Annotated in this window: 14 protein-coding genes; 9 read left to right on the top strand and 5 right to left on the bottom strand. The window is 58.4% G+C overall.

The window, feature by feature from the left end:
* Nucleotides 1-54 precede the first annotated feature (54 nt).
* The 4 genes from GOV80_RS17445 (at nucleotide 55) to grxD (ending at nucleotide 5,589) form a co-directional block, all read left to right on the top strand.
* Entirely contained in the window at nucleotides 55-2,298 is a 2,244-nt protein-coding gene (locus GOV80_RS17445; RefSeq protein WP_170769658.1) for a mechanosensitive ion channel family protein, read from the top strand.
* A 154-nt stretch (nucleotides 2,299-2,452) separates the two neighbouring features.
* The gene (gene purL / locus GOV80_RS17440; protein ID WP_170786649.1) at nucleotides 2,453-4,612 is read left to right on the top strand and encodes a phosphoribosylformylglycinamidine synthase subunit PurL; all 2,160 of its coding nucleotides are present in this window, start codon (nucleotides 2,453-2,455) and stop codon (nucleotides 4,610-4,612) included.
* Nucleotides 4,613-4,737: 125 nt separating this feature from the next.
* A complete protein-coding gene (locus GOV80_RS17435; protein WP_170354080.1) occupies nucleotides 4,738-4,974 on the top strand; it encodes a BolA/IbaG family iron-sulfur metabolism protein in 237 nt (78 codons plus the stop codon).
* Between the two features lie 252 nt (nucleotides 4,975-5,226).
* Nucleotides 5,227-5,589, top strand: coding sequence for a Grx4 family monothiol glutaredoxin (grxD, locus tag GOV80_RS17430; protein WP_170769656.1), 363 nt, complete (start codon nucleotides 5,227-5,229; stop codon nucleotides 5,587-5,589).
* On the opposite strand, the gene GOV80_RS17425 is transcribed toward grxD, so the two are convergent.
* The 3 genes from GOV80_RS17425 to GOV80_RS17415 are packed head-to-tail and all read right to left on the bottom strand — an operon-like array spanning nucleotide 5,590 to nucleotide 7,126.
* Nucleotides 5,590-5,940, bottom strand: a complete 351-nt coding sequence (locus GOV80_RS17425) for an MliC family protein (RefSeq protein WP_170769655.1) — start codon at nucleotides 5,938-5,940, stop codon at nucleotides 5,590-5,592. It lies immediately after the preceding gene.
* A complete protein-coding gene (locus GOV80_RS17420) occupies nucleotides 5,937-6,329 on the bottom strand; it encodes a cell division protein ZapA (RefSeq protein WP_170786647.1) in 393 nt (130 codons plus the stop codon). The genes GOV80_RS17425 and GOV80_RS17420 overlap by 4 nt, the downstream gene beginning before the upstream one ends.
* Entirely contained in the window at nucleotides 6,329-7,126 is a 798-nt protein-coding gene (locus tag GOV80_RS17415; protein WP_170786645.1) for a hypothetical protein, read from the bottom strand. Before GOV80_RS17415 ends, GOV80_RS17420 begins: the two co-directional genes overlap by 1 nt.
* A gap of 234 nt (nucleotides 7,127-7,360) precedes the next feature.
* Between GOV80_RS17415 and tkt the strand changes: the two genes are divergently transcribed.
* Nucleotides 7,361-9,382: a transketolase gene (tkt, locus tag GOV80_RS17410; RefSeq protein WP_170786643.1), complete on the top strand. Its 2,022-nt coding sequence runs from the start codon at nucleotides 7,361-7,363 to the stop codon at nucleotides 9,380-9,382.
* Between the two features lie 166 nt (nucleotides 9,383-9,548).
* A complete protein-coding gene (locus GOV80_RS17405) occupies nucleotides 9,549-9,899 on the top strand; it encodes a hypothetical protein (protein WP_170786641.1) in 351 nt (116 codons plus the stop codon).
* A gap of 43 nt (nucleotides 9,900-9,942) precedes the next feature.
* Here GOV80_RS17405 and GOV80_RS17400 read toward each other — a convergent pair whose 3' ends face one another.
* A complete protein-coding gene (locus GOV80_RS17400; RefSeq protein ID WP_170786639.1) occupies nucleotides 9,943-10,881 on the bottom strand; it encodes a DUF808 domain-containing protein in 939 nt (312 codons plus the stop codon).
* Nucleotides 10,882-11,063: 182 nt separating this feature from the next.
* Here GOV80_RS17400 and gap (GOV80_RS17395) point away from each other — a divergent pair, with 182 nt between their 5' ends.
* From gap (GOV80_RS17395) to gap (GOV80_RS17385), 3 genes are all read left to right on the top strand, one after another.
* On the top strand, nucleotides 11,064-12,065 hold the full coding sequence (gene gap, locus GOV80_RS17395; RefSeq protein WP_170786637.1) for a type I glyceraldehyde-3-phosphate dehydrogenase: 1,002 nt from the start codon (nucleotides 11,064-11,066) through the stop codon (nucleotides 12,063-12,065).
* 71 nt (nucleotides 12,066-12,136) lie between these two features.
* Complete coding sequence (locus tag GOV80_RS17390; protein ID WP_170769648.1) at nucleotides 12,137-12,280, top strand: hypothetical protein; 144 nt, start codon at nucleotides 12,137-12,139, stop codon at nucleotides 12,278-12,280.
* Between the two features lie 83 nt (nucleotides 12,281-12,363).
* Nucleotides 12,364-13,368: a type I glyceraldehyde-3-phosphate dehydrogenase gene (gap, locus tag GOV80_RS17385; RefSeq protein ID WP_170786635.1), complete on the top strand. Its 1,005-nt coding sequence runs from the start codon at nucleotides 12,364-12,366 to the stop codon at nucleotides 13,366-13,368.
* Here the strand turns inward: gap (GOV80_RS17385) and coaD are convergent.
* Complete coding sequence (gene coaD, locus GOV80_RS17380) at nucleotides 13,360-13,851, bottom strand: pantetheine-phosphate adenylyltransferase (RefSeq protein WP_170769646.1); 492 nt, start codon at nucleotides 13,849-13,851, stop codon at nucleotides 13,360-13,362. The genes gap (GOV80_RS17385) and coaD overlap by 9 nt on opposite strands.
* Between the last annotated feature and the right edge of the window lie 35 nt (nucleotides 13,852-13,886).

Below are 13,886 nucleotides of genomic sequence, written 5' to 3'. Positions count from 1 at the left end.
CCAACCGCATATGATCCCGAAAAAGCTAAATAATTCGTGTTCGAGGGCTCATTCATGCTTCACCCACTTCGCCTGGCGCTGGCGATGGTCGCCGCGCTTTCTCTGGCGGTTCCCGTTTTTGCGCAGGATACCAGCGCGTCATCGGTCACAATTCCCGAGGATCTGACACCTGAACAGGTCGACGATCTTGTTGCGCGTATGTCTGACGATCAGGTGCGCGCGATTCTTCTGGAGCGGCTGGATGCCGTGGCCGAACAAAAAGCCGCTGAAAAAGCCAATGTCGAAGACCCACTGACCGAAATCAACGAAATCTGGGCCGAGATGGTTTCGTCCTGGACTCATGTTCTTACAACACTTCCCAGGATTGTAACGGCGCAGATCACAGCGTTCGGCAATTTCGCTGATACGTTCGGCACGACCGGGGTTTTCACTCTTTTAGGGCTCGTCCTGTCCGTCCTTCTGGTTGGGTATGTCGCCGAAAAACTGTTTATTTTCCTGACCCGTCATTGGCACGAAGCGACAGAGGTCGCGGACGAGGCCGATCTATGGGGCGCTGCCCGATACCTGTTTCGACGGTTTTGTAGGGAAATCGCGGGGCTAATCGTATTTTATGTGGTCGTCCGTGCATTCGGTCGCGGCGTGTTGACGCCCGAGCAGATCATCTATGCCGGACCCTTTGTGTTCTACCTGATCTGGGTGCCCCGTCTTGGGGCCGCTGTCTCGCGCTTTGTTCTGGCTCCGCAAAAACCGCAGTTCCGGCTCGTCAACATTGATGATCACTGGGCAAAATACCTACATCGCAATCTGATTGGCCTGCTCATCTTGATCGGCTTTACCCTGTTCATCCTGCGCTTCAATGGCTTGAATGACATAACATCAGACGATACGCGCATCGGATTCTGGCTGAACGCCGCGATCCACATCTATATCGGCCTGATCGCTTGGACTGCGCGCGAGGGCCTATCCCAGATGATGTTGGGTACAGACCCCGATCACACCAAATTCGACGAAGAAGTTTCGCACTATTACCCCTATTTCGCAATTGGGGTCTCGGTAGCGATCTGGTTGCTGGTCGAATTCCTTGTGGCGCAGCGTGACCCCGCTGTCATGCGTGTTCTGGTCAACGGGGCGCATTTCACCACTATGTTCTGGCTGCTGATCGCGCCCGCACTTGATACATTGATTCGGGGCTTGGTACGGCATCTTCAACCGCCGATGTCGGGTGAAGGACCGCTAGCCGAACGGGCGCATCGCTCGGCCAAGCGCAGCTATATTCGCATCGGTCGCGTTATTGCGGGCCTTTTCGTCGTCTTCATGATCGCGAACGCCTGGCATCTGGACCTGCGCGATGTGGCCTCGGCCGGCGTCAGTGCCGAAGTGGGCGGCGCCGTGATCGAGTTCCTGCTGATCATCGCCATTGGCTATATCTTGAACGAGGTCGTTTCTCTTTGGATCAACCGTCGCTTGGCTAAGGAACAGACCGCAGCCGAGGCGCTGGACGAAGAAGCCGGTGGCGAAGGCGGCGGCGCGGGTGGTTCGCGTCTTGCGACTGTCCTGCCGCTGCTGCGCATCACAGCGCAGATCACCATCGCGGTAATCTTCGGCCTGCTTGCCCTTGGGGCGCTGGGCATCAACATCACGCCCTTGCTGGCTGGTGCCGGTGTTCTGGGTCTGGCCATCGGCTTTGGCGCACAGAAACTGGTGGCTGACATCGTCGGCGGCATCTTCTTCCTGATCGACGATGCCTTCCGCGTGGGTGAATATGTCGATGTGGGCGGCACCATGGGTACTGTCGAAAAGATCTCGATCCGCTCCATGCAGTTGCGCCACCACCGCGGACCCGTTCACACGATCCCTTATGGTGAGATACAAAAGCTGACCAATTTCAGCCGCGACTGGGTCATCATGAAGCTGAAATTTACCGTGCCGTTTGATACTGATCCCAACAAGGTCAAGAAAATCTTCAAGAAGATCGGGGCCGAGATGATGCAGGACGAGACCCACAAGGATGGCTTCCTGCAACCGTTCAAATCTCAAGGTGTATTCGACTTCGACGATGTCGGCATGATTATCCGGGGCAAGTTCATGGCCAAACCGGGCAAACAGTTCACGCTCCGCAAAGAGATTTTCAATCGCGTGAAGGCGGAATTCAATGCCAACGGCATCGATTTTGCGCGCCGGGAAGTTCGGGTTGCCATTCCGGGATTGGAAGAGAACGAGAACCTCTCGGAAGAGCAAAAAGCAGCCGTCGGTGCCGCCGCCGCCGATGCAGTCAACAAGGGAGAAGCCCCGGCCTGAGCCCACGCTTTTTGAACCAATACGCGGGCCCTGCACCTTTGCAGGGCCCGTTTTTCTTCATCCAGACCACCCTGCGGTGACTTGACCCTTCCCACGGGCGCGCCCTTGCCCTAAAAGGCGCGCAATCTCGGCCCCTTTGGACACAGGACATAAGATGCAAGAGCCCGCCATCACCCCGGATCTGATTGCCGCACACGGGCTTAAGCCCGACGAATATGACATGATCCTCGAAATCATCGGGCGCGAGCCGACCTTTACCGAGCTGGGTATTTTCTCGGCCATGTGGAACGAGCATTGTTCCTACAAGTCCTCCAAGAAATGGCTGCGCACCCTGCCCACCTCTGGCCCGCAAGTGATTTGCGGACCCGGTGAGAACGCGGGCGTGGTCGATATTGGCGACGGTCAGGCCGTGGTGTTCAAAATGGAAAGCCACAACCATCCCTCGTATATCGAACCCTACCAAGGCGCTGCGACCGGCGTGGGCGGCATCCTGCGCGACGTCTTTACCATGGGGGCGCGTCCCATTGCGTCGATGAATGCGCTGTCCTTTGGCGAACCCGGCCACCACAAAACCCGCCAGCTTGTGAATGGTGTGGTCGAAGGCATCGGCGGGTACGGCAACTGCTTCGGTGTGCCCTGCGTGGGTGGCGAGGTGCGGTTCCACCCGGCCTATAACGGCAACTGCCTTGTGAACGCCTTTGCCGCTGGTCTGGCGGATAGCGACAAGATATTCTACTCGGCCGCCTCGGGCGTCGGCATGCCTGTCGTCTATCTTGGCGCCAAAACCGGCCGTGATGGCGTTGGCGGTGCGACCATGGCCTCGGCCGAGTTCGATGACACCATCGAAGAAAAGCGCCCCACCGTTCAGGTTGGCGACCCCTTCACTGAAAAGCGCCTGATGGAGGCAACGCTGGAACTGATGCAGACCGGCGCCGTGATCTCGATCCAGGATATGGGTGCAGCTGGCCTGACCTGTTCCGCAGTTGAAATGGGCGACAAGGGTGGCCTTGGCGTACGTCTAGATCTCGAGAACGTCCCCCAGCGCGAAGAAAACATGACCGCCTATGAGATGATGCTGTCGGAATCTCAGGAACGGATGCTGATGGTCCTCAAGCCCGAGCTTGAGGCTGAGGCCCGCGCCGTGTTCGAGAAATGGGATCTGGACTTTGCCATTGTTGGCGAAACAATCGCTGAAGACCGTTTCCTGATCGTTCACAATGGCGAGGTCAAAGCTGATCTGGTTCTGTCGAAACTGTCTTCGACCGCGCCCGAGTACGACCGCCCTTGGGTCGAAACACCCGCAGCCGAGGAATTGGCCGAGGTCCCTCAGATTGATCCAATCGATGGTCTGCGTGCCCTGCTCTCTTCGCCCAATTACGCAGGCAAGCAATGGGTGTACGAGCAATATGACACGATGGTCATGGCCGACACCGCCCGCACGCCGGGTCTGGGCGCGGGTATGGTCCGCGTGCATGGCACCGAAAAGGCTCTGGCATTCACCAGCGACGTGACCCCGCGTTACGTGCGCGCCAACCCGATTGAGGGCGGCAAGCAGGCGGTGGCCGAAGCCTATCGCAACCTGACCGCCGTGGGGGCAACCCCGCTGGCAACCACCGATAACCTGAATTTCGGCAACCCCGAAAAGCCCGAGATCATGGGACAGTTTGTCGGCGCGATCAAAGGTATTGGCGAGGCTGTCGCCGCTCTGGATATGCCGATCGTATCGGGCAACGTCTCGCTGTACAACGAGACCGACGGTCAGGCGATCCTGCCCACCCCGACCATCGGCGCGGTTGGTCTACTGGCCCATACCGACGACATCATCGGCGACGAGGTCCGCGAAGGCCATGTCGCTCTTGTCATCGGCGAAACCAACGGCCATCTGGGGCAATCCGCCCTGCTAGCCGAGGTGTTCAACCGCGAAGATGGCGACGCGCCCCATGTCGATCTGGAGGCCGAAAAGCGCAACGGCGAATTCATCCGCGCCAACCGCGAGATGATCAAAGCCTGTACCGATCTGGGCGACGGCGGCCTTGCGCTGGCGGCGTTCGAACTGGCCGAGGCGGCTGGCGTCGGTGTGCATCTGGACGACGCCCCAACCGAGTTCCTGTTCGGTGAGGATCAGGCGCGCTATCTGATCGCCTGCAACTTTGATCAGGCCGAGGCTCTGATGATCGCCGCCGGTCAGGCCGGAGTGCCGCTGGAGTCGGTCGGCCGCTTTACCGGTGAGACGGTGAAGATCGGAGGCTCTGAGGCTGCGCTGGATGAACTGACCGCCACCTTCCGCAGCAGCTTTGCCGAAGCTGTCGCCTAATATAGCCTAAGTAAACGATACCGAAACCCGCGCTTGAACCGGCGCGGGTTTTGTCATCTCAGGACCACTTGCGCGCCCCGCTTTGGCGCTCTACATCTTGGGAAAGACCTTCAGGAGTAACCTACATGCCGATGAGCGCCCACGAAATCGAACACCTGCTGCGCGAAGCCTTTCCCGATGCGGAAATTCAAGTCGGCGGCAGTGATGGCGTGCATATGTCCGCCATGGTCGTGGACGAGAGCTTTCGCGGCAAAAACCGGGTTCAACAACAGCGCGCGGTCTATGCGGCCTTGAAAGGCAAGATGGACGGCCCAGATGGAGAGTTGCACGCGCTGGCGTTGACGACGAAAGTGCCGGAGTAAAATGGATCTTGGATTTGGCGTTATAGTTGGCATTGCAGCCGTCATAATCTTGACGACTCTGTTGGCGCGAAGCAGATCCAAAAATGACGCTCAATCAAAAAGAGGAACTCTTCCCGGATTAGGATACCGCACGATTTTCACCATCTATGATTCCGGCGGGTCCGGAGGTGGACATTCCACCCAATATCGTGTCCCGAAAGATCCTCAAGACTATGCCAAAGCGATGATGCCGAAGAGCAAAGGAAACGCGAAATGACTGACGTGAAAACCCAGATTGACGAAACCGTCAAAGCCAACGATGTGGTGCTGTATATGAAAGGCACCAAGGAAATGCCGCAATGCGGATTCTCGTCCCGCGTGGCTGGTGTGCTGAACTATATGGGCGTCGACTATGCCGACGTGAACGTTCTAGCTGATGAAGAGGTCCGTCAGGGCATCAAGGATTATTCCGACTGGCCGACCGTGCCGCAGCTTTACGTCAAAGGTGAATTCGTCGGCGGTTGCGACATCATCACCGAGATGACCCTGTCCGGCGAACTGGACACGCTGTTTGACGACAATGGCGTCGGCTACAACAAAGATGCCGCCGACAAGATCCGCGAAGCTAACGCCTGATTAGCGGCTACTACAATCGCTTAGAACAACCTGCTCGCTGGCGGCATCCCCTGCCGCCAGATAGCTGACAGTTGCGTCCCAGCCTTTCGAGCGCAGGACATAGCTGCCGCCCGGTCCGCTTGAGCGGTATTGGATACCCGACCCGCTGATGGTCTGTTCCAATGCAATCAACCGGTTATCCACCAACATTGCCGCAGCACTAGCCCCGTCCGTGGCGTTGAAAAAGATCACCTCCAGCGGCGTGCCGTTCTCGCATGTGAAGGTCACAGGCAGGACGTCTATCTGGGCCGACGCGACGCTGCCCCACATGCCCAGCATGGAAGCTAGCGCAGTAGCAGGGAAAAATTTCATCCCGCTTTCTCTTCCACCACCGACGCCAATGCCTCGGCCCGTGCGGCCAGTTCCGCCAGCGTATCCGTGACCGAGGGCGGCACGACCGCCACTTCGACACGCTCTGGTTCAGGCTGCGGGGCGTTGCGCAGGGTCTGCACCTCGGCCTCGACCTCAGCCAGCTTGCCTTCCAGCATCTTGATACGATCATCCGTAGCGGCGGCCTTATCGGCCAGCATCAGCCCAGCCATCAGCAACATCCGCGATTCCGGCATCCGGCCAATCTGATCCGACAGCACTTGAGCCTCGTCGTCCAACATCTTGGCAGCGGCCTGCAAGAACACCTCTTCCCCCTGCTGGCACGAGACTTCAAAGCCACGACCGCCGATTTGAATGGTCACTTCGGGCATTATTCCACCTCGCCTTCCGCCAGTTTCGCGCGCGACAACAACGGCTCTAGCCGGGCCAGAACTGCGTGGGCTTCGGCTGCGTCTGTGGCTTGTGCGGCGCGGGTCGCCTCAAGCTCGGCCACCGTGGCGCGGTTCAACAATTCGGCATCCGGCATTCCGTTTTGCGAAGCAGACCGCAGCTCATCTACCGTTTCGCGCAGCTGTTCATTTGCCTTGCGCATCCGTTGCAGGTCATCATCCAGACGCGACATCGCGGCCCCGTGGCTACTGCGTTCGGCGCGCAGCATCTCCAACTCGGCCGAAAGTTCAGCAACCCGCTCGCTATCAGCTAATTCGGACCGCAGACGCGCGTTTTCTTCTTCCAGAGCCAGAGCCCCGTTGATCGCGGCCTTCAGCTCTTCGTTTTCGGATTTCAGCGCGTCCAGTTCATCCTGATTTTCCAAAGCCGCCTTGGCTTCGGCCAACTCGGCCCGCGCCGCTTCGACAGAAGCCAGTTTCGCGGTCGCCTCTGCTAATTGCTGACGCAATTGAGGCGCCTCAGGGTCTTCGACCGGGGCTGCACGCAAGTTTTCCATGTCGGCGCGCATCGCGTCGACCTCTTGCTCGTGGCGCTGTTTCAGCGATTTCAAACGCTCTTCAAGCTGCGCGTTGGCAACTTTTTCGTCATCCAATGCAGCTTTCAGTACATCGTCTTGTCCGGAGGGATCTGCTGGTTTGGTGCCCAAGGCATCGACGCCGGCCCCAATCCGTTCCATCGCGGCGACAATGCGACGTTGTAGTTCTTCGATCTGGCTCATACCTGTGCCACCTGTTTACCAAGGTTCCTTGAAATGTGATTTGTGCGAATCAACATTGTCTTCGTCTTGGCCTAGTCTAACCGAATGGCGCGGAAAATACCCACTGTTTGCTTTCAATCACTTGGACCGCATTCTTGAACCACTGCGACCGCGTAACCCCCGGTTCTGCTTGCACTTTGAGGGCTGAGTGGTATTCAGCGCGCAATCTGCCCGTAATCCAAAGGAATAACGCCCGTGGACCTGACTGCGCTGCGCAATGCAAACCCCGAACATTGGGACAAAGCTGCGGCCATCCGCACCCTGACCCTGGACGCCGTCGCCGCCGCCAATTCCGGCCATTCTGGCATGCCGATGGGCATGGCCGATGTTGCGACCGTGCTGTTCGAAAAGCACCTGAAATTTGACGCCTCGGCCCCGAACTGGCCCGACCGCGACCGGTTCATCCTGTCGGCCGGCCATGGCTCGATGCTGATCTATTCGCTGCTGTATCTGACCGGCCACGCTGACGTCACGCTGGACGAGATCAAGAACTTCCGCCAGTTGGGCGCAAAAACCGCAGGCCATCCGGAAAACTTTCTGGTCGATGGGATTGAGACCACCACCGGCCCGCTGGGTCAGGGCATCTCGAATGCCGTCGGCTTTGCCATGGCCGAGGAAATCCAGCGCGCGCATTACGGCAAGAAGGTTGTTGATCACTACACCTATGTGATCGCGGGCGACGGCTGCCTGATGGAAGGCGTCAGCCAAGAGGCGATCACCCTCGCCGGACGTCATGAGCTGAGCAAGCTGATCGTCTTCTGGGACAATAACAACATCACCATCGACGGCACTGTTGATATCGCTGACCGCACCGATCAGGTTCGCCGTTTTGCGGCTTCGGGCTGGCATGTGATCGAGATCGACGGCCATGACCCGCAAGCCATCGACACAGCCATCGTGCAAGCGAAAAAGTCGAACAAACCGACCATGATCGCGTGCGAAAGCCACATTGCTCTGGGTCACGCGGCTCAGGATACATCAAAAGGCCATGGCGCGCTGACCGATCAGGATCAACTAAAAGCCGCCAAAGAAGGCTATGGCTGGCCGCATGGCGCGTTTGAAATCCCTGCCGACGTGAAATCGGCTTGGGAAGCCATCGGTGCCCGTGGTGCCGCCGAGCGCACCGCATGGGAGGCCCGCTTTGCCGAGCTGTCCGAGCGTAAGCAGGCCGAGTTCAACCGCGCCTATGCGTTTGAAGCGCCCAAGAAACTGGCCGGCGCGATCCGCGCGTTCAAGAAACAAGCCTCGGAAGACCAACCGAAACTGGCCACCCGCGCCTCGTCGGAAAAAGTTCTGAACGTCGTTAACCCGATCATGACCGAAACCGTTGGCGGTTCGGCTGACCTGACAGGGTCGAACAACACCAAATCTGCGGATATGGGCGTGTTCCTGCCGGAAAACCGCAAGGGCCGTTATATCCACTACGGTATCCGCGAACACGGGATGGCCGCTGCGATGAACGGCATGGCGCTGCATGGTGGCATCCGCCCTTATGGCGGCACGTTCATGGCCTTCACAGACTATGCGCGTCCGTCGATGCGCCTGGCCGCGTTGATGAAAATCCCGTCTGTCTTCGTGATGACCCACGATTCTATCGGTCTGGGCGAAGACGGCCCGACCCACCAGCCGGTCGAACATCTGGCCATCAGCCGTGCGACGCCCAACACCTATGTGTTCCGCCCCGCCGACACGGTTGAAACAGCAGAAGCCTGGGAACTGGCGCTGACCTTCAAGGAAAGCCCCTCGGTCCTGTCGCTGACCCGTCAGGGCGTGCCGACCGTGCGCAAGGATCACAAAACCAAGAACCTGACCGCACAAGGCGCTTATGTTCTGGCCGAGGCCGACGGCAAACGTCAGGCCATCCTGATTGCCACCGGCTCGGAAGTGTCACTGGCGATGGAAGCCAAAGCGATGCTTGAGGCCGAAGGCATCGGCACCCGCGTCGTCTCCATGCCCTGTATGGAGCTGTTCGCCGAGCAGGACGAAGCCTATCGCAAGCGCGTGCTGCCCGCTGGTGCCGTCCGCGTCGGCATCGAGGCCGCCGTCCGCGCCGGTGGCTGGGATCGCTGGCTGCTGGGCGAGCGTGGCCGTGAAGCCAAGGCTGGGTTCATCGGCATGTCGGGTTTTGGTGCGTCGGCCCCCGCGGGTGAGCTGTATAAGCATTTCGGCATCACTGCCGAGGCCACCGTTGCAAAGGTCAAGGACCTGCTGGGCTAACCCGCAACGCATATCAAATCAAAAAAAAGGCGACCACAGTGGTCGCCTTTTTTCATACCTGTTTCCTGTCACAGGTTGGTGAGTCATTGTGACCCCGCCTGCCCTATCCTCACGACTGAAACGCATTACCTGCGGCAAAACCAACCAGTCACAGGGAAGACCAAATATGAAACTCCACGCCGTCCTCTGCGCCGTTGTCATAGCCACCGCCGCCCCAGCCTTTGCGGCTGAATTTGCCAGCAAGGAAGAGATCCAGAAAACCATGGCGGGCCACACCTATGCCGGAGGTATGCTGTCGGGCGCGTTTACCGAATATTACGCCGCTGATGGCACCATCAAGGGCGAGGGCTACACGGGCAAGTGGGAAGCAACGGATAGTGGCATGTGTTTTCAATACGGCACAGACCCCAAGAATTGCTGGGAATTGAAAATTGACGGGGTCGCCGTGACCTTGTTCAAAGACGGCAAGATCGACGGGTCCGGAGTTGTGGTCAAAGGCAATACCAACGGTTTCTGACACGATGCCGCGCCGCTCATTATGGCGGCGCGGATTGGCCAGATCAGTGCGATTTGAGCAGCTTTGTCGCCACCGGGATTAACGCCAGCCCCCAGGCTAATCCGAACACACCGTCCATAGTTGCCTTGGCGATCCACTCAGCCGCGCCTTCATATTGCGCTGAAACCATATGGCCCACCGCATAGGCCCAGTCGTGAATGTGGTGGCCCAGCCAGCCAAAGCCCAAAACCTCGAGCCCGTGGATGATGATCGACCCGCCGACCCACAGCATTGCGGCGGTCCCAACGATTGAAAGCAGCTTCATCACAATCGGCATGGCTTTGACCAAGCCTCGCCCGGTTCCGCGCCCAATCGGCGTTGGTGCGTTCTGCGCCAGACACAGGCCCACATCGTCCATTTTCACGATCAACGCGACCGAGCCATAGACCGCAACCGTCACGCCGATCCCGACAACAGCCAGCGTCGCCGCCTGCATCCAGATGTTCGGCGCCTCAATGGCGGCCAGCGCGATGGTCATGATCTCGGCCGACAAGATGAAATCGGTCTTTATTGCACCTTTGACTTTCTGCTCTTCCAGATGGCCTGGATCTCGGATTTTCATATCCTCGTCGATGGCATGGCTACCATGGGGGAAAAGGACATGGAAAATCTTCTCGGCCCCCTCGAAACATAGATAAGACCCGCCCAGCATCAGCAAAGGCGTGATCAGCCAAGGCGCGAAATTAGCCAGCAACAGCGCAACGGGCAGCAGCAGCACGATCTTGTTGAAAACCGACCCGCGCGCGATGCGCCAGATGATCGGCAACTCGCGCGCCGGGGCGAAACCTTGCACGTATTTTGGCGTCACGGCTGCATCGTCGATGATCACACCCGCCGTTTTGGCCCCCGCCTTGCCAGCCGCTGCAACAACATCATCAACCGACGATGCCGCAACTTTTGCAATTCCGGCAACATCGTCCAGCAATGCCAAAAGACCGCTCATGCCTAGTTCCTTCCTGTAACCAGCCGCAGGTGGACCCTACCTGATCTTTCAGCTAGCGCAAGCGTTAGCGATACCGGCCAAGGTTTGCGCTAACACGTTAAAAATATGTCACTTTTACTCTTTTGAGAACGCGTTAGGGCCGCTATATCGCCTGCAACGCAAGCGCATTTTGGAGACGTCAGATGACCATCAAGGTCGGCATCAATGGTTTTGGCCGTATTGGCCGCTGCACCCTGTCGCATATCGCGGCATCGGCCCGCAACGACATCGAAGTGATCAAAGTCAACGCAACCGGCCCGCTGGAAACCACGGCGCATCTGCTGAAATATGACAGCGTCCACGGGCGCTTCCCCCGCGACGTCTCGATCGAGGGCAACACCATGGATCTGGGCCGCGGCCCCATGGAGATGTTCTCGACATACGACATGAGCGAGCTGGACTGGGAAGGCTGCGACGTCGTTCTGGAGTGCACCGGCAAGTTCAATGACGGCCTGAAAGCCAAGACGCATCTTGAGCGTGGCGCGCAAAAGGTTCTGCTGTCTGCTCCGGGCAAGAATGTCGATAAAACCATCGTCTATGGCGTGAACCACAACAGCCTGGCTGCTGATGACAAAATGGTCTCAAACGGTTCCTGCACCACAAACTGCCTTGCTCCGCTTGCCAAGGTTCTGGACGAAGGCATCGGGATTGAGCATGGCATCATGACCACGATCCACGCCTATACCGGCGACCAGCCCACGCTGGACCGCCGCCACAGCGACCTGTACCGCGCTCGCGCTGCCGCTATGTCGATGATCCCAACCTCGACAGGTGCTGCCAAGGCGCTGGGTGAGGTTCTGCCGAACCTCAAAGGTCGTCTGGATGGCTCCGCAATCCGGGTTCCGACTCCGAATGTCTCGGCCGTGGACCTGACCTTCCGCGCCGGCCGCGAGGTGACCGTAGACGAGGTCAACGCTATCGTGCGTGAAGCTTCGCAGGGTCATATGCAGCGCGTTCTGGGCTATGAGCCCGCGCCGCTGGTTTCGACCGATTTCAACCACACCGAAGAAAGCTCGATCTTCGCACCGGATCAAACCCGCGTGGTCGGTGACCGCATGGTGCGCGTGTTGGCATGGTATGACAATGAATGGGCCTTCTCGGTCCGCATGGCGGATGTCGCAGTTGCGATGGGCCGTCTTAACTAAGACGCCATTGAATTCTTGAACATATTTGCCCGCTCAGGTTATCTGGGCGGGCATTTTCGTTCGGGGCCTCGATGACCAATCAAATAGCTATCTGGCTGGGTCTTTTGATTCTGGGGGCCGCCTGCCTAGACTATGCCCTGTTCGGGCCCGAGCATTTCGTGTTCCTTGGCAAGAAACTTTTTACCTTCCTGGATTGGGTCGCCGTCTGGCGCTGACAGAGGTTTTGCTTGACTTTTTCTTCGTTCTGGCTTTGTTAGCGCTAACTCGAACGCAAGCCGAAAGACGGACGGAGCAGACCATGACACTCAAACTGGCAATCAACGGATTTGGACGCATCGGACGCAACGTATTGCGCGCTGTTATGGAGACTGGCCGAACCGATGTTGAAATCGTCGCCATCAACGACCTGGCCATGCCCGAGATGAACGCGCATCTGTTCGAGTTTGACAGTGTCCATGGCAGGTACTCCAAGCCAGTAACGCTGTCTGAAGCCGGAATGGATGTTGGCGCCGGTCCCATACGTTTGACCAGCGAGCGTGACCCGGAAAACCTGAACTGGTCCGATGTGGACGTCGTACTGGAATGCACCGGCGTGTTCCGCACGCGCGAGGCTGCTGCCCGTCATCTGGAAAATGGGTCTAAGAAGGTTCTGATCTCGGCCCCTGCCCGTGGGGATGGTGGCGTGAAAACGATCGTATTCGGCGTCAACGATCACGAGTTGACCGCTCAGGATACCATTGTGTCGAACGCGTCTTGCACCACGAACTGCCTATCACCCGTTGCTGCCGCCCTTGATGCGGGCCTTGGCATTGTTCATGGCAACATGACGACGGTGCATGCCTATACGGCCAGCCAACCGGTGCACGATTCCGCTGGCAAAGACCCCTACCTGTCCCGCGCCGCGGCTCTGTCGATGATTCCGACAACAACCGGAGCGGCCTCTGCCGTGGGTCTTGTACTGCCGCAACTGCAAGGCAAACTGACCGGACAGGCCATTCGAGTGCCGACGCCCAACGTGTCGGTTGTCGATCTGGTCGTCGAAGTCTCACGCTCTACTACCGAGGAAGAGGTCAACGCCCTGTTCGTAGAAGCGGCAGCCAAGATCCCCGGCGTACTTGCGGCGGAACAGCGCCCACTGATCTCGGTCGATTTTAACCACGATTCCCACAGCTCGACCGTGTCCCTGCCCGAGACGAAGGTAACCGACGGCACTCTGGTCCGGGTGCTGGCCTGGTATGATAACGAATGGGGCTTCTCGAACCGGATGCTGGATACAGCAGCGGCTATGGGCGCGTTAACCTAAACGCTCTTTCAACGCCGCATCGACACGGGGCGTGACGAATTTCGACACGTCCCCATCCAGACGGGCAATCTCTTTAACCAGTTTCGAGGCGATCGCCTGATGGCGGGCCTCGGCCATCAGAAAGACCGTCTCAATCGAATTGTCCAGTGCGCGGTTCATCCCGACCATCTGGAATTCATACTCGAAATCCGCCACGGCCCGAAGGCCGCGCACGATGATCTGAGCCCCAACATCGCGGGCACAATCAATCAGCAGGTTTTCAAAGGGATGCGCAACGATTTCCGTGCCGGTCTGCTCGGTCAGATGCGCGCATTCGGCCTCGATCATGGCAACGCGTTCTTCCAAAGTGAACAAAGGTCCCTTGTCGCGGTTGATCGCAACCCCAATCACCAGCTTGTCCACAAGTGCGGATGCGCGACGAATGATATCGATATGACCCAAGGTGATCGGATCAAAAGTTCCGGGATATAATCCAACCCTCATCGCCGCCTCCTGCGCAACAAAATTTCTGCGCAAGC

Source organism: Ruegeria lacuscaerulensis (assembly GCF_013034685.1).
In the GTDB taxonomy this organism is placed as follows: Bacteria; Pseudomonadota; Alphaproteobacteria; order Rhodobacterales; family Rhodobacteraceae; genus Ruegeria; species Ruegeria lacuscaerulensis_B.
This window is presented reverse-complemented; position numbering and strand designations above follow the sequence as displayed.

Bases quoted from the DNA above. Each gene is read 5' to 3' on its own strand.
- GOV80_RS17445 (WP_170769658.1), top strand. From the start codon at position 55: ATGCTTCACCCACTTCGCCTGGCGCTGGCGATGGTCGCCGCGCTTTCT.
- purL (WP_170786649.1), top strand. From the start codon at position 2,453: ATGCAAGAGCCCGCCATCACCCCGGATCTGATTGCCGCACACGGGCTT.
- GOV80_RS17435 (WP_170354080.1), top strand. From the start codon at position 4,738: ATGCCGATGAGCGCCCACGAAATCGAACACCTGCTGCGCGAAGCCTTT.
- grxD (WP_170769656.1), top strand. From the start codon at position 5,227: ATGACTGACGTGAAAACCCAGATTGACGAAACCGTCAAAGCCAACGAT.
- GOV80_RS17425 (WP_170769655.1), bottom strand. From the start codon at position 5,940: ATGAAATTTTTCCCTGCTACTGCGCTAGCTTCCATGCTGGGCATGTGG.
- GOV80_RS17420 (WP_170786647.1), bottom strand. From the start codon at position 6,329: ATGCCCGAAGTGACCATTCAAATCGGCGGTCGTGGCTTTGAAGTCTCG.
- GOV80_RS17415 (WP_170786645.1), bottom strand. From the start codon at position 7,126: ATGAGCCAGATCGAAGAACTACAACGTCGCATTGTCGCCGCGATGGAA.
- GOV80_RS17405 (WP_170786641.1), top strand. From the start codon at position 9,549: ATGAAACTCCACGCCGTCCTCTGCGCCGTTGTCATAGCCACCGCCGCC.
- GOV80_RS17400 (WP_170786639.1), bottom strand. From the start codon at position 10,881: ATGAGCGGTCTTTTGGCATTGCTGGACGATGTTGCCGGAATTGCAAAA.
- gap (WP_170786637.1), top strand. From the start codon at position 11,064: ATGACCATCAAGGTCGGCATCAATGGTTTTGGCCGTATTGGCCGCTGC.
- GOV80_RS17390 (WP_170769648.1), top strand. From the start codon at position 12,137: ATGACCAATCAAATAGCTATCTGGCTGGGTCTTTTGATTCTGGGGGCC.
- gap (WP_170786635.1), top strand. From the start codon at position 12,364: ATGACACTCAAACTGGCAATCAACGGATTTGGACGCATCGGACGCAAC.
- coaD (WP_170769646.1), bottom strand. From the start codon at position 13,851: ATGAGGGTTGGATTATATCCCGGAACTTTTGATCCGATCACCTTGGGT.